The organism is Dyella sedimenti (assembly GCF_022760995.1).
GTDB classification, from domain to species: Bacteria; Pseudomonadota; Gammaproteobacteria; order Xanthomonadales; family Rhodanobacteraceae; genus Dyella; species Dyella sedimenti.
Window position 1 is genome coordinate 210,141 of record NZ_JAKWJO010000007.1, and the last position, 19,460, is coordinate 229,600.

Annotated in this window: 9 protein-coding genes; 4 read left to right on the forward strand and 5 right to left on the reverse strand. The window is 69.0% G+C overall.

The window, feature by feature from the left end:
* Window positions 1-284: 284 nt before the first annotated feature.
* Both MJ605_RS15355 and MJ605_RS15360 read right to left on the reverse strand, forming a co-directional pair.
* Entirely contained in the window at window positions 285-1,874 is a 1,590-nt protein-coding gene (locus MJ605_RS15355; protein ID WP_243042421.1) for a SulP family inorganic anion transporter, read from the reverse strand.
* Between the two features lie 2 nt (window positions 1,875-1,876).
* Window positions 1,877-2,326: a DUF3574 domain-containing protein gene (locus tag MJ605_RS15360; RefSeq protein ID WP_243042422.1), complete on the reverse strand. Its 450-nt coding sequence runs from the start codon at window positions 2,324-2,326 to the stop codon at window positions 1,877-1,879.
* Window positions 2,327-2,663: 337 nt separating this feature from the next.
* Between MJ605_RS15360 and MJ605_RS15365 the strand changes: the two genes are divergently transcribed.
* From MJ605_RS15365 to recD, 4 genes are all read left to right on the forward strand, one after another.
* The gene (locus MJ605_RS15365) at window positions 2,664-5,117 is read left to right on the forward strand and encodes a TonB-dependent receptor plug domain-containing protein (protein WP_425601024.1); all 2,454 of its coding nucleotides are present in this window, start codon (window positions 2,664-2,666) and stop codon (window positions 5,115-5,117) included.
* A gap of 167 nt (window positions 5,118-5,284) precedes the next feature.
* Window positions 5,285-8,761, forward strand: a complete 3,477-nt coding sequence (gene recC / locus MJ605_RS15370; RefSeq protein ID WP_243042423.1) for an exodeoxyribonuclease V subunit gamma — start codon at window positions 5,285-5,287, stop codon at window positions 8,759-8,761.
* Complete coding sequence (gene recB, locus MJ605_RS15375; RefSeq protein ID WP_243042424.1) at window positions 8,758-12,423, forward strand: exodeoxyribonuclease V subunit beta; 3,666 nt, start codon at window positions 8,758-8,760, stop codon at window positions 12,421-12,423. The genes recC and recB overlap by 4 nt, the downstream gene beginning before the upstream one ends.
* Window positions 12,413-14,404: an exodeoxyribonuclease V subunit alpha gene (gene recD, locus MJ605_RS15380; RefSeq protein WP_243042425.1), complete on the forward strand. Its 1,992-nt coding sequence runs from the start codon at window positions 12,413-12,415 to the stop codon at window positions 14,402-14,404. The genes recB and recD overlap by 11 nt, the downstream gene beginning before the upstream one ends.
* A gap of 262 nt (window positions 14,405-14,666) precedes the next feature.
* Here recD and MJ605_RS15385 read toward each other — a convergent pair whose 3' ends face one another.
* From MJ605_RS15385 to MJ605_RS15400, 3 genes are read right to left on the reverse strand one after another with little or no spacing between them, the layout of a single operon-like run.
* Window positions 14,667-15,254, reverse strand: coding sequence for a GspH/FimT family pseudopilin (locus tag MJ605_RS15385; RefSeq protein ID WP_243042426.1), 588 nt, complete (start codon window positions 15,252-15,254; stop codon window positions 14,667-14,669).
* Window positions 15,255-15,259: 5 nt separating this feature from the next.
* On the reverse strand, window positions 15,260-15,679 hold the full coding sequence (locus MJ605_RS15390) for a type IV pilin protein (protein ID WP_279237599.1): 420 nt from the start codon (window positions 15,677-15,679) through the stop codon (window positions 15,260-15,262).
* 13 nt (window positions 15,680-15,692) lie between these two features.
* Entirely contained in the window at window positions 15,693-19,457 is a 3,765-nt protein-coding gene (locus tag MJ605_RS15400; RefSeq protein WP_243042427.1) for a pilus assembly protein, read from the reverse strand.
* Window positions 19,458-19,460: the final 3 nt, after the last annotated feature.

The following is a 19,460-nucleotide window of genomic DNA, read 5'->3' on the forward strand; positions in this document are numbered from 1 at the left end:
CGTGAAGAACGAAGGCCGAACCCTCGGAGGGCCAAGTCGGGTGGTTCATCCGTCCCTGAATGGAAAGCCACCCTGCGGCCAGCCACGTTCCCTTGCGGCTGCTGGCGGGCCTCTTGCGGTGCCCGCCTGTCCCCCCTCAGAGACATGGAGTCAAGCGATGTGCCGCGTTGCGTGGCGCGCCAGTCCACTGGGGATCTGCAGGAAAAGGCTAACCACGCAACGGGCCGATGAAGTGTGGAAGGACGACAGCGGCATATCCATGAGACTGGTCTGAAAATGCAGCCTCACCCATCCTCCCGCTGCCGTCTGCCACCCAGCGACAGCAGCGCCAGCACGATGGCGAGCACCGCATAGGCACCGGCAAACTGCCATGCGAGCGGACGGATCGCCGCATCCAGCCGCCATGGCAGGTAGATGCCGCCCGAAAGCTCCACCGAATGGATGATGCCGAACAGGCTTAACCCGCCGCCCAGCAGCAGAATCCATGCCGCCCGCAGCGGGCGTCCGTCGATCAGCGCCACCAGGAAGCTCGCCCACACCATCGAGGTGATGATGAAACCGTTGCCCAGCACCGCGATCACCGCCAGCTCGGCATTCCCTCGCGCGTGATCGGCCAGCAGGGCCGCGACCCGCTCCGGCGGCACATAAGTGGGATCGGTCAGCTTGATGGTCACCATGCGCGCGATGGCGGGAAAGAAGCTGAACACCACGGCGGGGGCGTAGCGCAGCGGCGTCGCCTCGAAAGCCTGTACGGTGATGCCGATGGCGACGAACACCAGGATCGGCGCCAGCACCGACAGCGGCACCAGCTCGACCAGGTTGGACAGGTAGCCGAGCACACCGCCCAGGCCGATCACCACGCCGGTGAGCAAGGTATAGCCGCTGCGCGCGCCCATTGCCTTGTATGCGGGCTGGCCGATGTAGGGCGTGGTCTGCGCCACGCCGCCGCAGAAGCCGGCCACCAGCGTGGCCAGCGCCTCTACCAGCAGGATGTCGCGCGTGCGGTAGTCGTCACCGGCGGCCCGTGCGCTTTCCGTTACGTTGACGCCTCCCACCACCATCAGCAGGCCGAACGGCAGGATCAGCGGCAGGTAAGGCACGGCGGCGGCGAGCCCGTCGATCCATTGCAGGGTGGGCAGCGGCCACGCGATGCGCCACTGCCAGGCGGCGGGCGGCCGATAGCCATGGCCCAGCCAGCCGAGCGGACCGAGCACGTAGTAGAGCAGCGCCGCCACCACGAAGGCTACCAGCACGCCGGGCAAGCCCCACGGCATGCGCGCGCGCGCCACCAGCGCGTACAGCACCACGCCCAGGCCGGTGAAGCCCACCACCGGTACCTTGAGGATTTCCACCAGCGGCAGGAAACCCATCAGCACCAGCGCGATGCCCGCGATGGAACCCAGCAGTCCGGCGCGCGGCACATGCCGCTGGACCATGCCGCCGAAGAACGACAGCACGAACTTGAGCACGCCCATGATGACGAGCGAGGCCATGCCCAGCTGCCAGGTGGCGATGCCCGCGGCATGCGGGTCGAGCCCCGATTGCCGGAACTGCAGGAACGCCGGCCCCAGCACCAGCAGGGCCAGGCCGATGCTGGTGGGCGCATCCAGCCCCAGCGGCATCGCCGTGACGTCCTGGCGCTCCTGCCGTCGCGCCAGCCGCCGCGCCATCGCGGTATAGGCGAGATTGCCCAGCAGCACGCCGAGGGCGGTGCCGGGAAACATGTGCAGGAACACGATGTCGGCGGGAAAGCCGAAGATGCCGATCAGGGCGGCGGCCAGGAACGCCATGATCGACAGGTTGTCGACCACCAGCCCAAGGAAGCCATTGAGGTCGCCGGGGGAAAACCAGCGTGTCTGCGGGTTGGTGCTCATCGTCAGAACGATACCTCGGCCGGCTGCGTCACGCGCAGCACCGACTGGTCGCCGCTACGTTGCTTCCAGGCGGCGCGGATCGCCTCCACCTTGGCGCGGTTGGCCGGCGTATCCGGGTAGTCGATCACCAGCAGCTTGGAGCGCAACCGTTCCGGTGCCGGCTGTCCCTTGCCCTGCCACTGGCCGTACACGTCGAGCACGCTCAATCCGTCGGGAAAGCGCGGCGTCACCTCGGCGTCGAGGAAGGCACGCCAGCCCTGCTCGCTTACGCCTGTTGACGCCGCGTCCGCCAGCCCGAGTCCGAAATAGAGCTTCGTTTCCACCCAGCCCTGCGCCTGCGCGGGATGGGCCACATCGCCCTGCAAGGTGGATGGCGCCACCGGCGTGCCGGCAGCGCAGCCGCAAAGCAGGACGATCCACAACAACGCCGAAGCGCCACGCATATAACCCATCGCTATTTCCTTATGTTCGTTTGGACGTCCAGACGGATAAAACGCAAATTCATGTCGCAAAGTATTGACAACAGAACTTGCGCAATGCAACAAATAACTTCCGCTCGCATCGCGAGACGGGCCCACTGCCAAGCACCTTCGGGGGAATCAGGCTTGCCTGATATGAACGCCAGCACGTCCATCGACGCGTACCCGCCGCATGGCCCCGCCATGCGTCGATGTTGCATGGCCTGAGTGCCGGCGCGGCCACCGGCCGCCCTCCCCCTTTCACCTCCATCCGCCAGCGCCCCGTCCCCGGGGCGCGATGGATCGTTGTACCCCAAGGAATGTTCCCTCCATGCCGATGATTCACGCCACCGCGCCGCGCCGCCTGCTTCCCTTCCTGATCGCCGCCACGCTTGCGTCCGCCGCGCACGCGCAGTCCCTGCCCGACGACACCCAGGCCAGGACACTCGACCAGGTGGTGGTCACCGGCGTGCGCGCCAGCCATCGCACCGCGCTGGCATCGCCGGTGCCTGTGGACGTGCTGACCCAGGACGACCTGCGCGCGGCCGGCGCGGTGAACGGCGAGCTGGGCCAGGCGCTGGCCACCCTGCTGCCCTCGTTCAATTTCCCGCGCCAGTCCAACTCCGGCGGTTCCGACCACGTGCGCGCCGCGCAGTTGCGCGGTCTATCGCCCGACCAGGTGCTGGTGCTGGTCAACGGCAAGCGTTTCCATACCTCGGCCCTGGTCAATACCGACACCAAGATCGGCCGCGGTACCACGCCGGTGGATTTCAACGCCATTCCCATCAGCGCGATAAAGCGGGTGGAAGTGCTGCGGGATGGCGCTGGCGCGCAGTACGGCTCCGACGCCATCGCCGGCGTGGTCAACATCATCCTGGACGATGCGCCCGAGGGCGGCGAGGTGACTGCCACCGGCGGCGCCTACCACACGCACTTCCGTCCCGCCGGCCGCGACATCACCGATGGCGACAGTGGCTACGCCGCGGCCAAGTGGGGCACGCGGCTGGCCGGCAATGGCTTCTTCCGCTTCGGCATCGAGGCCAACAACCATGGATCGACCAATCGCGCCGGCATCGACACCGTGCCGGACTGGCTGGCCGATCCGACGCCGGCCAACCTGGCCCTGAGTGGCCACCGCAACTATGTGGCGGGCGATCCCTCCGCCGAGAGCTACAACGGCTGGCTCAACAGCGAGATGCCGCTGGACGCCAACGCCACGCTGTACTGGTTCGGCACCTACACCCAGCGCCACAGCATCGGCGACAACTACTTCCGCTATCCCGACAGCAGCGCCAACGTGCCGTCGATCTACCCGGACGGCTACCTGCCGCAGTCGATCGGCAGCGACCGCGACGTGCAGACCGCCGCCGGCGTGCGCGGCCTGTTCGGCGACTGGCGCTACGACGGCAGCCTCAACTGGGGCAGCAACGCGTTCGACTACGACCTGCGCGATTCGCTCAACGCCTCGCTGGGGCCGGACAGCCCCACCTCGTTCCATATCGGCAGCTACCGCTTCAACCAGGGCAGCGCCAACGCGGATTTCAGCCGCGACTTCAGCGTGGGCGCGCGCACGCTCACCCTGGCGCTGGGCGCCGAATACCGCCACGAGACCTTCCGCACGCTGCCGGGCGATCCCGCCTCGTACATCGCAGGCCCCTACGTCGATGCGCCGGTGGGCGCGCAGGCCGGCGGCGGCCTGCAGCCGCAGGACGCCGCCGACCTCTCGCGCCAGGTGAAGGCCGCCTACGCGGAACTATCCAGCGACGTCACCGACCAGTTGTTCCTTGACGCCGCCGCCCGCTACGAGCACTACAGCGACTTCGGCGGCGACTGGAGCGGTAAGCTGAGCGGCCGCTGGGAATTCACGCCCGGCTTCGCCCTGCGCGCGGCCTATTCCAACAACTTCCGCGCGCCCTCGCTAAGCCAGATCGGCTACGAGGCCACCACCACCGGCTATGGCGCGGACGGCAAGCTGGTCACCGGCCGCATCCTCTCGGTGAACAACCCGATCGCGCGCGGCCTGGGCGCCGAGCCATTGCGCCCGGAGAAATCCCGCAATGCCAGCCTGGGCTTCACCGGCCAGGTGGGCGAGCACATCGACTTCAGCCTCGATGCCTACCAGATCACCATCGACCATCGCGTCACCCTGTCCGAGACCATCGACAGCCCGGGCCTGGAGGACTACATCCTGCAGCGCTTCGGCGTGCCCGGCGTGCAGAGCGTGGCGTTCTTCACCAATGCGGTGGATACCCGCACGCGCGGCGCCGAACTGGTGGGCAACTACCGCACGCCGCTGGCCGGCGGCGGCCTGGTGCTGACCCTGGCCTACAGCCACAACCACACCGACATCCTGCACGTGCTGCCCACGCCGGCCGCGCTGGCGGCCACCGGCGCCGGCAACGTGCTGTTCGGCGACGAGGAACGCAACACGCTCACCGACGCTGCCCCGCGCCAGCGCGGCTCGTTCACCGCCACCTGGAGCAGCAGCCACTGGAACCTGCTGGGCCGACTCACCCGGCAAGGCTCCGTGGTGCGCGTATTCGACTTCGGCGGCGGCGACGAACCCACCCAGGCCTACGCGGCGCGCTGGCAGCTCGACGCCGAGGTGGAATACAAGGCGACGCCACGGCTGAGTTTCGCCGTGGGCGGCTACAACCTTACCGACCAGTATCCCACCCGCTCCAACAGCGAGATCAGCTATGCGGGCAACTTTCCCTATGACGTGATCTCGCCGATCGGCTTGAACGGCGCGTACTGGTATGGGCGGGTGCGCTACACGTTCTAGGGAGCGGTGAAGCGTGGCGCTTCCGCCGAAGGCCAGGCGGCATCCCGCGCGAACACACGCAAACCCATCGTCTCACTTCCTGCGACCACACCACGGCAAGGTACGCGACATCCTCCCACCCTCTCGGCGAGAATGCCCGCCATGAGCGAACCCGCCCCGTCCCAGCCGTGAGCCATACCCTGGACCTTCCCCTGGAGGCCCCGATCACGCCGGGCCTGATGGTCGTCCATGGCAATCGCATGGAAGACCTGCGCGATCTGCTGGCCGCATGGCTGGCGCGCGCGCCGCTGCGCCCGCTGGAGGACGAGCTGATGCTGGTGCAGAGCAACGGCATCGCGCAGTGGCTGAAGTGGGCGCTGGCGCGGCCAGTGGAGGCGGGCGGCCTGGGCATCAGCGCGGCGGTGGACGTGCAGTTGCCGGGACGCTTCCTGTGGTCCGCCTATCGCAGCGTCCTGGGCCGCGAGGCGGTGCCCACCACCTCGCCTTTCGACAAGTCGCGGCTGGCCTGGCGCCTGCTGCGCCTGCTGCCCGCGCATCTGCACGAGGCGGATTTCGCGCCGCTGCGCGACTTCCTCCACGACGATCCCGACGAGCGCAAGCGTTTCCAGCTGGCCGAGCGCGTGGCCGACCTGTTCGACCAGTACCAGGTCTATCGCGCCGACTGGCTGGCCGACTGGGAACAGGGCCATTACCGGCTGCGCGACGACTTGCGCGGCCAGCACGCCCCCTTGGCCGCCGACCAGCGTTGGCAGGCGCGGCTATGGCAGCTGCTGCTCGACGACGTGGGCGAGCAACGCCACAACCACCGTGCCGCCGTGCACCAGGCGTTCCTGCAACGCATCGGCCAGCTGCAGGCGCGCCCCGCCGCGCTGCCGCGGCGCATCGTGGTGTTCGGTATCTCCTCGCTGCCGCAGCAGACGCTGGAGGCGCTTACCGCGCTCTCGCGCTTCAGCCAGGTGCTGCTGCTGGTGGCCAACCCGTGCCGGCACTACTGGGCCGACATCATCGAGGACCGCGAGCTGCTCAAGGCCAGCCAGCGCCGCCAGGCGGGCAAGCCTGGCCTGCCCGCCGAACCGCGCTACGAGGACCTGCACCTGCACGCCAATCCGCTGCTCGCGGCGTGGGGCCGGCAGGGCCGCGACTATATCCGCCTGCTCGACGCCTTCGACCAGCCGGAGGGCTACCGCCAGCAGTTGGCCGCCATCCACCGCAGCATCGACGTGTTCAACGACGCCGGGCGCGACACGCTGCTGCAGCAGGTGCAGCAGGCCATCCTCGACCTGGAACCGCTGCCACCCACGCCCGCGCAGCGCAGGCCCTGGCGCGCCGACGATCCGTCCGTGCGCTTCCACGTGGCGCACGGCCCGCAGCGCGAGGTGGAAGTGCTGCACGACCAGTTGCTCGCCCTGTTTGAGCGCGCCGCGCGCGAAGGCCGGCCATTGTCCCCGCGCGACGTGATCGTGATGGTGCCGGACATCCAGACCTATGCCCCGCATGTGCAGGCCGTGTTCGGGCGCATCCCGCCGGACGATCCACGCCACCTGCCCTACGCCCTGGCCGACCAGCCCAGCCGCGGCGCGGCGCCCCTGATGGTGGCGCTGGAGCATCTGTTGTCTCTGCCCGAATCCCGCTTCGCGGTCAGCGACCTGCTGGACCTGCTCGACGTGCCCGCGCTGCGCACCCGCTTCCGTATCGAGGAAGGCGGCCTGCCGACGCTGCGGCGCTGGATCGAGGGCGCCGGCATCCGCTGGGGCCTGGACGCCGCGCAGAAGCAGAGCCTGGATCTGCCCGCCCTGGAACAGAACAGCTGGCGCTTCGGCCTGCGCCGCATGCTGCTCGGCTATGCCGTGGGCGAAGGCGCCACCTGGCAAGGGATCGTGCCCTACGACGAAGTGGGAGGGCTCGACGCCGAACGCGTGGGCCCGCTGGTCGATCTGCTCGACCGTCTCGAACACTACTGGCATGCACTGCGCGAGCCGGCCACGCCCACCGCGTGGCGCGAGCGGCTGCATAGCCTGCTGCTGGATTTCTTCGATGCCGGCGATCCTATCGACGGCGACCGCCTGGCCCGCCTGGGCGATGCGCTCGACGCCTGGGAGGAAGCCTGCGCCGAGGCGCAATGCGCGCTGCCGTTGCCGCTGGGCATCGTGCGCGAGCACTGGCTGCGAGCCATCGACGAAAGCCGCCTGTCGCAGCGATTCATGGGCGGCGCGGTGAGCTTCTGCACGCTGATGCCGATGCGCGCCATTCCCTTCCGCGTGGTCTGCCTGCTGGGCATGAACGACGGCGACTACCCGCGCCGCCAGGCGCCCGCCGACTTCGACCTGATGGCGCAGCCCGGACAGGCCCGGCCCGGCGACCGCTCGCGGCGCGAGGATGACCGCTACCTATTCCTGGAAGCGCTGGTATCCGCGCGCGACACGCTCTACCTCAGCTGGGTGGGCCGCAACGCGCGCGACAACGCCCCACTGCCGCCATCCGTGCTGGTCGGCCAGCTGCGCGACTACCTCGCCGCCGGCTGGCACCGCGAAGGCGACGATGCCGGCGACCCCGCCAACGGCAAGACGCTGCTCGCGGCGATGACCACCGAGCATCCGCTGCAGCCCTTCAGCCGCCGCTACTTCGATGCCGGCGACGCGCGGCTGTTCACCTATGCGCGCGAATGGCGCCAGGCCCTGCGTGGACACGAAACGCCAACCGCTGGTCCGCTACCGCCCTGGCAACCGGACGCGCCCCTGGGCATCGCGCCATTGCAGGCGTTCCTGGCGCGGCCCGTGCGCTATTTCTACAACCAGCGGCTGAAAGTGCATTTCGGCGAGCTGGACGAGGAAGCCGCCAACGACGAACCCTTCGGACTCGACGCGCTGGAGAACCACCTCGCCACCGCTGCCGTGGTACGCGCGGCCATCCTGGCCCAGGATGCCGGCGCGGTAGAGGCCGCCACGCAACAGCTCGCCCGGCAAGGCGCGCTGCCGCCCGGTGGATTCGGCGCGCTGCAGCGGGAAGCGCTGGCGCGCGATGGCCGCGAGCTGGCCTCGGCCTGGCTGGCCGCGTGCCGGCGCTGGCCGCTGCGCGAGGAGAAGATCGAGCTGCGCGGCGAAGCGCATGGCCTTGTCGTCGAGGACTGGCTGACCGACCTGCGCCAGGGCGATGCCTCGACCCATGTGCGCCTGGAACTGGCCATCGGCGAGCTGCGCCAGAAGAACGGCGCGATCCGCCACGACAAGCTGGTCGCCGCCTGGGTGCACCACCTGCTGGCGCACGTCCATGGCCTGTCGCTGGAAACGCGCGTGATCGGCGCGCATGCGCAAGTGGCGCTGCGTCCGCTGGAACCGCACGAAGCGCAGGCGTGGTCCGATGAACTGCTGGGAGCGCTGCGCGCGGGCATGGAGGCGCCGCTGCCGCTGGCGCGCAAGACGGCATTCGCCTGGCTGCAGCAGGACGATCCGGACAAGGCCGGCAGGCAGGCGCAGCAGTGCTACGAGGGCAGCGACTTCGCCCCGGGCAGCGGCGAGGTGCGCGGCGACGCCTACCTCGCCCGCGCCTGGCCCAATTTCCAGGCGCTGCGGGACGGCGGCTTCACCGCATGGCTTTCGCTCTACCGTCCGCTGCTGGCGGTGGCCTCGCTGGAGATCGCCCCATGACCGCCAGCGCGCCACTGCAACCCTTGCAACTGCCGCTGCAGGGCACCCAGCTGATCGAGGCGAGCGCGGGCACCGGCAAGACCTGGACCATCGCCGCGCTCTACCTGCGCCTGGTGCTGGGCCACGGCCTGCCTGGCGGGAAGCCGTTGCTGCCCTCGCAGATCCTGGTGCTCACCTTCACCAAGGCGGCTACCGCCGAGCTGCGCGAGCGCATCCGCGAACGGCTGGGCGAGGCCGCCGATGTGTTCCGCGGCCGGCGCATGCCGGACGGCTTCCTCGATGAACTGCTCGCCGCCTATCCCGGCGAGGAAGCGCGCGCACGCGCCGCACGCCAGCTGGAACTGGCCTCGCAGTGGATGGACGAGGCGGCCATCCACACCATCCATGCCTGGTGCCAACGCATGCTCGGCCAGCATGCCTTCGACAGCGGCCATCCGTTCGAGCAGGACACCGACGTCGACGAGGGTGCGCTGCTGGCCGATACCGTGCGCGACTACTGGCGCTGCCACTTCTTCCCGCTCGACCGTGACGGCGCGGCATGGGTCGCGCGCTGGTGGAAGGACCCCGCCGCGTTGCAGAAAGCCTTGCGCCCGCTGCTGGGCCAGCCGCTGGAAAACCTTCGGCTGCAAGGCCGGCCGTTGCCCGATCCCGAACCGGTGATGGCCGCATTCCGCGAGGCGGTGGCCGCCGCCGGCCAAGCCGAGGCGGCCGCGCGGCAGTGCTGGCGCGAGCACGTGGATGCCATCGAGTCGATGTTCGCCGAGGCGTTGCAGGCCGGCGGCTTCAACGGCAACAAGATGAAGCGCGACAAGGTGATGGCGGAACTGGCGGAACTGCGCCTATGGTCGCTAGGCCAGTCCGCTGGCGAAGCCACGCTGCGACGCTACGCGCAGGGCGAGCTGAATCGCGCCAGGAACAGGAACGCCGCGCCGTTCGGCCATGCCGCCTTCGAAGCCATCGAGGCCTGTGTGGAAGCATGCGCCCAGCTCGATCCCCTGCAGGCCGCCGTGCGCGCCCACGCGCTGCGCTGGGTATCGCAGCGCATGGAGCAAACCAAGCAGCGCCGCTCCCTGCTCGGCTTCGACGACATGCTGCGGCGCCTGGATGGCGCGCTGCACGGCGCATCGGGCACGCGGCTGGCCGACACCATCGCCGCGCAATACCCGGTCGCGCTGATCGACGAGTTCCAGGACACCGATCCGCTGCAATGGCGCATCTTCCGGCGCATCTATGCCGGCCGCGCGGACAAGGGGCTGCTGCTGATCGGCGATCCCAAGCAGGCCATCTACGGCTTTCGCGGCGCGGACATCCACACCTACCTGCGCGCGCGCGACAGCGCGAGCCAACCCACCTGGACGCTGGACACCAACTACCGCTCCACCGGGGCACTGGTCGAGGCGGTTAACCGCGTATTCGAGCACGCCGATGCACATGCCGACGGCGCCTTCGCCTTCGGGCGCGGCCGGCACGCCCTGCCCTTCCATCCGGTCGAGGCGCGCGGGCGGGACGAGACGCTGGTACTCGACGGGCAACCGCTGCCGCCCCTGGAACTGGCCGTCGAGCCGGGCCAGGAGGCCATCGCCAGCTCAGCCTACCTCGGCCTGATGGCGGAGCACGCCGCCGCCTACCTGGTGCGCCTGCTCGCCGCCGCACAGCGGGGCCGCTGCGGCTTCCTGGGCGCGGATGGCACGCTCACGCCACTGGCGCCCGGCGACATCGCCATCCTGGTGCGCAACGGCAACGAGGCCGCCAGGGTACGCCAGGCCATGCAGTGCCGTGGCCTGAAGAGCGTCTACCTCTCCGACCGCGACTCGGTGTATGCCTCCCCCGAGGCCGCCGACCTGCTGCGCTGGCTGCAGGCCTGCGCGGCGCCGGGCTCGGACCGCGCGATGCGCGCGGCGCTGGCCACGCCCACGCTGGGCCAGGGCGACGCCGAGCTGGACCGGCTCAACGGCGACGAGCACTACTGGGAAGCCTGCGGCGAGCGATTCCGCCAGTTGCACGAAACCTGGCGCCGCCACGGCGTGCTGGCGATGCTGCACGACCTGCTGCATGCCTTCGATCTGCCCGCGCGCCTGCTCGGCCGCATCGATGGCGAGCGCGCGCTCACCAACCTGCTCCATCTGGCCGAGCTGCTGCAGCATGCCGCCACCAGCCTCGACGGCGAGCACGCACTGATCCGCCACCTCGCCGCGCAGATGGCGGCGGCTTCCGATGCCTCGCCGGCCACGGCGGAAGACCCGATCGTGCGCCTGGAAAGCGAGGCTGCCCTGGTCAAGGTGGTGACCGTGCACAAGTCCAAGGGCCTGGAGTACCCGCTGGTGCTGCTGCCCTTCGTGTGCACCGTGCGCGAGGTCGATCCGCGCGGCAGCTTCCTCTGGCACGACGCGCAGGGCGAGGCGCGCATGGACCTGTGCGCCGACGATGCCACCTGGGCACAGGCCGAGCGCGAACGCCTGCAGGAAGACCTGCGCCTGCTCTACGTCGCGCTTACCCGCGCCCGCCATGCCTGCTGGCTGGGCGTCGCGACCATCCGCGCCGGCGCCAGCCGCAGCCTGGCGCTGCACAAGTCGGCGTTCGGCTACGTGCTGTCCGGCGGAGAGACGATCCAGCCCGGCGACCTGATGGACCGGCTGGAAGCACTGCGCGGCGGCCATCCCGGCATCGCCATCCATACCCTGGCGCCGGCGGGCGAACATACCCTGCATGCCACGGAGGAGGACATCGCGCCGCTCGGCGAGGCTCGCCGCTATGGCGGCCCCGCGCAGGAATCCTGGTGGGTGGCCAGCTACAGCTCGCTCAAGTACGCCGAGGCGGACGACGTGCGCCTGCCCGCGCCGGAAACGCCCGCGCAGGACGTGCTGATCGAGCAAGACGCCGCGCAGCCCGCCCCCCTCGCCGACACGCCGCTGCCCGCGCGCGGCATGCATGCCTTCCATGCCGGCGCGCAGGCCGGCACCTTCCTGCACGACCTGCTCGAATGGGCGGCGGACGAGGGCTTCGCCGCCGTGCTGGCCGACACCGCCGGTATGGAGAAGGAAATCGCGCGCCGCTGCCAGCGGCGTGGCTGGCAGGCCGAGATACGCATGCTGATGGATTGGCTGCCCGCCCTGCTGCGCGCGCCGCTGCCGCTGGCCGACGGCGTCTCGGCAAGCCTCGCCCAAATGGACGGCTATTACGCCGAGATGGAATTCTGGTTCGAGGCGCATCGCGTCGACACGCTGGCGCTGGACCGGCTGGTCACCGCGCACACGCTCGGCGGCGTGGCGCGCACGCCGCTGCAGCCCGAGCGCATCAACGGCCTGCTCAAGGGTTTCATCGACCTGGTGGTCGAGCATCAGGGCCGCTATTACGTGATCGACTACAAGTCCAACCGGCTGGGCAACGATGCCGGCGCCTATACGCCGGCGGCCATGCGCGACTCGATCCTGCGCGAGCGCTACGACCTGCAATACGCGCTCTACACGCTGGCCCTGCACCGCCAGTTGCGCGCGCGCCTGCCCGGCTACGACTACCACCGCCACATGGGCGGCGTGGCCTACCTGTACCTGCGCGGCATCGACGGCGCGGGCCACGGCGTGCACCGCGAGCGACTTCCGCTGGCGCTGATCGACGCGCTCGACCGCCTGTTCGCCGAGGGAGGCCACGCCCATGCCGCATGATACCGGGCTACCCCTGCTCGACGCGGCCGAGGCGCACGGCTGGCTGCGCCCGCTCGACCGGGCCTTCGCCCGTTTTCTCGCGGAGCAGGACGCCTCCGCGCCAGCGGTGCTGCCGCTGCTCGGCGCAGTGGTGAGCCGCCAGCACGCGGACGGCCACCTGTGCCTGGACCTGTCGGACTGGTCCGCGCTCGCCGACGAGGCCGCATGGCCCGCCGCCTGGCGCAAGGCGATCGGCGAAGCCGCCGGCGACCATTCGCGGCTTCTCCGCACTGCCCTGCTCGCCGTGCCCGGCGACGCGGCCAACGAAGGCTCGCCGCTGGTGCTCGACGGCAGCCGCCTCTACCTGCGCCGCTACTGGAATCACGAGTGGCGCGTGGCACAGGCCATCACCCGCCGCCTGGCGCAGCCCATGGACGTGCCGCCGTCGCTCGCGCAACCGCTGGCGCGGCTGTTTCCCGACGCCACGAGCGGCACGGACTGGCAGCGCGTAGCCTGTGCCCTCGCCGCGCGTGGCCGCTTCACCGTCATCACCGGCGGCCCCGGCACCGGCAAGACCACCACCGTGGTACGCCTGCTCGGCCTGCTGCAAACCTTGCATCGGCAGGACGCGCCACGCCCGCTGCGCATCCGCCTCGCCGCGCCCACCGGCAAGGCCGCCGCGCGCCTGCAGGCCGCCATTGGCACCCAGGTCGCCCGGCTCGACGTGGACGAAGCCGTCCGCCTCACCATTCCCAGCCAGGTCGATACCCTGCACCGCCTGCTCGGCGCACGGCCGGACACGCGCCGCTTCCGCCATGACGCTGGCAACCCGCTGCACCTGGACGTGCTGGTCATCGACGAAGCCTCGATGATCGACCTGGAGATGATGTCCGCCGTGCTGGATGCCCTGCCCGGCAACGCTCGCTTGATCCTGCTTGGCGACAAGGACCAGCTTTCCTCGGTGGAAGCCGGCGCCGTGCTCGGCGACCTGTGCCGTCGTGCCGAGGCGGCGCACTACAGCCAGGCCACCGCCGACTGGCTGCGCGCCACCACCGGCGACGACCTCGCCGCCTGGGTGAGCGACGACGCACAGCCGCTGGACCAGCACGTGGCCATGCTGCGGCACAGCCACCGCTTCGGTGCGGACAGCGGCATCGGCACGCTGGCGCAGCGGGTGAACCGTGGCGATGCCGACGCGGTGACGACATGGCTCGGCCAGCCGCACACCGACGTCGCCTGGCTGGACAGCGCCGGACGCCTGGCCGAGCTGGTACTGCATGGCGGCGCGGGCAACTTCGCCGCGCGCGCCGATGGCGACACACCGCAAGGCTACCGGCATTACCTGGCATGGCTGCGGCGCGAGCGCCCGCAACCCTTGGCGGGCAGCGAGGCCTTCGAGACCTGGGCGCGCGGCGTGCTGCACGCCTTCGCCGGGTTCCAGTTGCTATGCGCGCTGCGCCAGGGCCCCTACGGCGCGGAAGGACTCAACCGCCAGATCGCCGGCATCCTGCAGCAGGCCGGCCTGATCGAAGGCGGCCATGAATGGTACGAAGGCCGCCCCGTGCTGGTGACGCGCAACGACTACAGCCTGGGCCTGATGAACGGCGACGTCGGCATCGCCCTGCGCGTGCCCGACGAGCACGGCGCGCTACGGCTGCGCGTGGCCTTCGAGGTGCCCGGTGACGCGGGTGGCGCAACCACGCGCATCCGCTTCGTGCAGCCCGCGCGCCTGGGCGAGCGCGAGACGGTCTACGCCATGACCGTGCACAAGTCGCAGGGCTCGGAGTTCGACCACGCCGCCCTGGTGCTGCCCGAAACGGCCAGCGCCGTGCTCACACGCGAACTGCTCTACACCGGCATCACCCGCGCCCGCCGCTGGTTCAGCCTGGTCGGCCCGAAAGACACGCTGGCGGCCGCCACCGGGCAATCCATGCGGCGTCATTCGGGCTTGTGGGAGCGACTGCATGGCGGCTCGCGGAATCTCGCGGTTGTAGTCGGCTAACCATTGCTCGATATGCTTGCGAACCTCGCGAGGTGCCATGCACCAGCGCGCCTGACAGATAGCAGTCGAGCCGGTCGCCACCGGAAACCGGCGCTACTGGATCCCGGCCCTTGCCCCCTTTTGTGGGGTGCGCCGGGATGACGAGCCATGAGGCGGAAAGCAGTCGCGCACAGGGTGCGCTCCTACAGGGGGGCGATTGGCGCCCTGTGCTGGGAGGAATGCTTCCGCCATCCGCACATATCCCCCCGACACCCATCCCTCATCACAGGCAAGCGTCCCCCAATGCCATCGCCTGCGACATCACCATGCCCGCACCGGTGATGCGCACCACGCTGCCCGGCACGCTGGTGGTGTTCTCGGGCTGGCCGCCCGACGGCCGGGAGCAGATGCGGAAGTCGTAGGTGTCGCCCGGCAGGTTACGCTTGAGTTGGCCTTGCTGGCCATAGCTGATGACGTCGCCATCGGTTGCCTGGATGGCGATGCCGGTGGGCGCGTCCATCGCGCGCAGCAGGGCGAAGCCGTCCTTGCCGGCGTCGTAGGCCTGGTCCGCGCCCGCGGCGCCCGCCGGGTGGCTGTAGACGATCCAGCCGGTGGCGTAGTCCGCCGAGCCGTTGCATGCCTCGCCCGTGCTGCTGGCGCAGATCGATACGAAGCTGCCGCGTGTCACCGCTTCCGCGCGGGCATAGGCCAGGTCGGCTCGCAGCTGTCCCGTCACGCTGCCAACCCGGTGGCGCCGCATCACATCGCTCAGGTTCGGCACCGCGATCATCGCCAGTACCGCCAGTACCGCCAGGGTCACCATCAGTTCGAGCAGGGTGACGCCGCGTGCCCGCTTGCCTTGTCCGTTCATCGCATTCACCAGCAACTGCCGTTGCTGTTGGCGGCGGCATCCGCCGCCGTGGGCGACTTGGCGCCGGTACTGGTCAACGCAAGGTTGCCGCACGTGTCGCCCTGCTGCGGGCCCTGCGGCGTGGCGGTGGCGGTATAACCCTGTCCGTCGTCCACCACGTCCACTGCCGCCTGGTAGTACCGATGCTCGGAGGTCGCCGTATTGCCGGCGCCGTAGCCGATGGCGGCCAGGTCGCCATAGCGGTTGTAGGTGGCGTAGTAGCGCTCCTGCGCATTGGCGATGTGCAGCAGCAGTTGCTGGCCCTCCGCGCGGCGCGCGCGGAAGGCATAGCGGCCGTAGGCGGGAATCGCCACCGCCGCCAGGATGGCGATGATCGCCACCACCACCATCAGCTCGACCAGGGTGAAGCCTCGTGTCCTGGACATGTCATCGGACCTCTTATTGCGCATCGTTCAAGGATCGCCACGAGCGACGACGCCACAGCGGTATGCCGAAGGAAGGCGTGCCGCCGTTGCCGCCCTCGACGCTGGCGTCGGAGGTGATGCCCGGGATATAGGCGATGCCGCCGCCCATCGCCGAGGCGATCGGCAGGGAACCGCCGGTGGGTGGGTTCTTCACGCGCAGGCCGGCCTGCGCGTAGCCGTCCGGCCAGCCGGTGATGGCGCCGATATTGCCGCCCAGGCTGGCCTGTCCCGTGGCCGCGTCGAGCACCATCAGGGCGCCGCGTGGCTCGGGATCGCAGGGATCGTTGTTCTGCGGAATCAGCGTGGTCAGCACTGCCTGGTTGGTGCTGAAGACGGCCGAGGCGTCCACCACCACGCGCTCGCCCTTGGCGCCGGCAAGGTTCAGGTCGATGTACCAGCCGCGTATCGCCACGCCGGCCTCGGTCCTGGCCGGCACCGGATTCATGGTCAGGCCGCGCACGCCCAGCATTTCCACCATGGTCTGCTTCACCAGCGGCGTGGCCGCACTGCCACCAAACACCGTGGCCTGCCCCGCCACGCCAGTGTCGCGCAGGCCGTAGATCGACTGCACGCGGGTGTTGTCGTCGATGACGTTGTCCTTGCCGCCCAGGTATTTGCCGGTGCCGAACAGCACGATGAAACCGCCCGTGGTCGGGTCGGGGAACAGGCGCGGCATCACCGTCACCGGCTGATAGCCGGGGTTCTGCGGCCGATAGAGCAGGTCCACCCGCCAACCGGCCGGATCGCTGCTGGTGAAGTCGAAGCGCCACATATGGCCCAGCAGGTCGCCGGCGAAGGCCACGTCGTCGATCTGGTCGCTGTTGTAGTCGCCCATCACCGGCGTGGTCAGGCCGTAGCTCTCGATGTCCCCGCTGATGCCGGTAACGGAGGTGGGCGTCTTCAGCTCGCGGATCAGCTTGCCGGTCTGCGCATCGAGCACGAACAGCGAGCTGAAGGTGTTGCGGGCCGCCGGCTCGGTGCTGCCGCTGGGGAAATAGCCGCCCGGCACCAGCACCACCCATTTGCCGGTGGCGAGGCGCCCGATGTTCGGACGTCCATACGTATAGCCCAGGTTGGCCGGGTCGCCGTCGCCCGTGGTGGCGGTGGCGCTGCTGAACTCCCACAGCACCTTGTCGGCCGGCCCCATCACCTTGCCGGAGGTGCCACCCTGGCTGGCCGTGGGCTCGGTGATATCCAGCGCATACACGCCGCGACCGCCCAGCCGCAGCCCGCCTACCAGCAGGGTGTGCCAGCCCTTGCCGGCTCCCTCGCCGAAATACACGTCGCGGCTGACCGGCGTGCCGTCCACGGAGGGCATGAAGCTGAAATCCTTGAGCGCCGACCAGCCCGCCAACCGTCCATACACCGAATAAGGCACGTAGGCCCAGCGCTCGGCACCCGGGTCGGGCTTGACGTCCACGCTGTCCGCCGTCGTCGCCTCGGTGGTGGCGTCGAAGGCGTGCAGCATGCCGTCGTTGGCCGCCACGTAGAGGGTCGGCGCACGCTTGGCGTGGTCGGCGCGGAACTGCTCGTAGCTCTTGCCCGCCGCCACGCCCTTGGCTTCGTCCGAACCAGCGGGCCAGACGTCGCGATAGCCGTTGTTCGGCTCGGCCACGTACAGCGTCTGGGCATTGATGACCGCGCCGAACACCGAATTGCGCTGGCGGAAGCTGGTGCCCTCCTTGGACCTGTCGCCACGCAGCCAGGCCAGTTGGTCGGCGCCCACGGAACCCGCGCCGAAAGCCGGGTCCACCGCGCGAATGGCATCGACCACCGTGCTGCCGGTAAATGCCGCGCCGAAGCCGGCGCCAGGCTTCGTACTGGTAAGGATCACGCGGCTGTCGCCCTTGGCGGCGCGCGTATCCAGCAGGGTGCGTCCGTTCCACAGCACGGCGGTGGAGATCGTGCCGTCCGTGTTCACCTTGTTGGCGGTAAGGCTGCCTTTCCAGTCGTTGGTGTCATAGCCGGCCTGGTAGGTCACCGAGCCATCAGTCAGCACGGCCGCACTGATACTGCCCGCCACCGACGTCGTGCTGCGCGAGACGATGCTGTTGATGATGCTCTTGAGCGCATCGGTCAGCGCGGCGGGGTTGCTGGCGGCGAAGAAGGCGCCACGGCTGTTGAGCGCGGCATGCCACATGTCGTCGATCTTCTTGCCGTCGTCGGTAGCAACAGCGGGAACCGGCCAGGTCAAGCCTCCCGTGCCCAACCGGAGGCTTTGGTAGGTGGTGGCGTTGTTGGTCAGCGTGCCGGAGGCGCCGAAGCCGATCATGTACTGCACCAAATGCGGCCACGTTGCGGGATCGTTGGCGGGATTCCAGTAGATTTCCCGGTTGCTGCGCGGGTCGGCATCCGCCGGCAGCGGCGTGCCGAACAGGCTGGTCGACTGGTCTGGCAAGCTGGGCGGCACCTTGCGGCGATTGGCCACCGTGGCGAACAGGCTGCTGCCGGTGACGCCTGCCTGCAGGTCGGTCGCCCAGTACTTGAAGGCGATATCGGCCATGGTGACGACGGTGTTGTTGTCCTCACCCCATACGATGCGGCTTTCGCGATCCGTCAGCGAGAATCTGCCGATCCCGTCGGGCATGGCGCCAATGGCCGTGCGGTCGGTCGGCGTCTGCGCGGCGGGGGTATCGCCATTCCACATGCCGTCCGTCATCTGGATATGGAAGTTCTGTCGGCAGACCAGTTCCTTGCCGACGTCACGATCCCAGTAGGGATTGTTGTCAGCGGCGCCGGTGCGGTTAGTGAAATAGCTACCGACCCGCATCGCCGCAGTGCGATTTTGCGTACCTCCAGTGGCCGGCATGGCGAACAGCCAGTTGTAGAACCTCGTTCGCACATTGTTGGTCGCCGCACCATCGACGAATTTGTAGACGGGGGTCGACGTTGCCAGCCACGGATTGGCCGTGGTATTTGCATTGATGTTCTGCCAAGCCAGCCGGACGTTCTCATTGAACGGACTGAAGGCCCGTGACACCGACGACACGGCAGCCATGGTGCGAGTGCGGTAGTACGAATACCAATTGGCGAAGTTCTGCTTCTGTGCGTCGGTGGTAACGGATACCCAGGTCCAGTTGCCGGTGACGTAGAGACTCGTAGTGCTGGCGAGCTGTCCCGTACTGGCATTCACCTGCAAGGCCGGGCCTGTGTACTTGTAGTAGCCGCCACTCGTCTTTCCACAGAAGTTTCCGCCAGTGTAGTTGCCCAGGTTGAATTTGGTGGATGTCACAGGGTTATTGGGGCGATTAGCCACAATGCCGTTCTCCCATGCGGCGGCGTAGCTCGCATTGGGCATGGTGCTGCCGTCGGCCTTGATCGGCGGCTCATAGGTATTGTTGGGGTTGAAGTACACCCCGTTCATGCTCCATGAGAGCGGGTCGGCAGTATCCGTGACACCCGGATTGATGACGCCAGCGCACAGATAAGGCGCGGCACTGTTGTAGGTCCTGTTGTAGTTGTCCCCCTGTTGCTGATCAGTATTGGTGTTTACCCATGCCTTGCTATTATCGTAGGGCCGCGCATCCGGCATGTGATGCCAGGTCATCGAACCGGAATCATCGAACGTCAGCACCAGGTTCGGCGCCACCGTGGTCGTGGCCGACGGCGGCCCGGGGCTCAACTCCACCGTGCCGGCCATCGATACGCCGGCGGCGCCGGCCGAGGCCGTCATGGCAATGCCGAGCAAGGTGTGACGCAGGCGAGATCCGACAAGCGTGGCCATGGATATGGTGGACATTCC

What these genes read in the sequence shown, in the direction of transcription:
- MJ605_RS15360 (WP_243042422.1), bottom strand. Translation starts at nt 2,326, where the DNA reads ATGGGTTATATGCGTGGCGCTTCGGCGTTGTTGTGGATCGTCCTGCTT.
- MJ605_RS15385 (WP_243042426.1), bottom strand. Translation starts at nt 15,254, where the DNA reads ATGAACGGACAAGGCAAGCGGGCACGCGGCGTCACCCTGCTCGAACTG.
- recD (WP_243042425.1), top strand. Translation starts at nt 12,413, where the DNA reads ATGCCGCATGATACCGGGCTACCCCTGCTCGACGCGGCCGAGGCGCAC.
- MJ605_RS15355 (WP_243042421.1), bottom strand. Translation starts at nt 1,874, where the DNA reads ATGAGCACCAACCCGCAGACACGCTGGTTTTCCCCCGGCGACCTCAAT.
- recB (WP_243042424.1), top strand. Translation starts at nt 8,758, where the DNA reads ATGACCGCCAGCGCGCCACTGCAACCCTTGCAACTGCCGCTGCAGGGC.
- MJ605_RS15400 (WP_243042427.1), bottom strand. Translation starts at nt 19,457, where the DNA reads ATGTCCACCATATCCATGGCCACGCTTGTCGGATCTCGCCTGCGTCAC.
- MJ605_RS15365 (WP_425601024.1), top strand. Translation starts at nt 2,664, where the DNA reads ATGCCGATGATTCACGCCACCGCGCCGCGCCGCCTGCTTCCCTTCCTG.
- MJ605_RS15390 (WP_279237599.1), bottom strand. Translation starts at nt 15,679, where the DNA reads ATGTCCAGGACACGAGGCTTCACCCTGGTCGAGCTGATGGTGGTGGTG.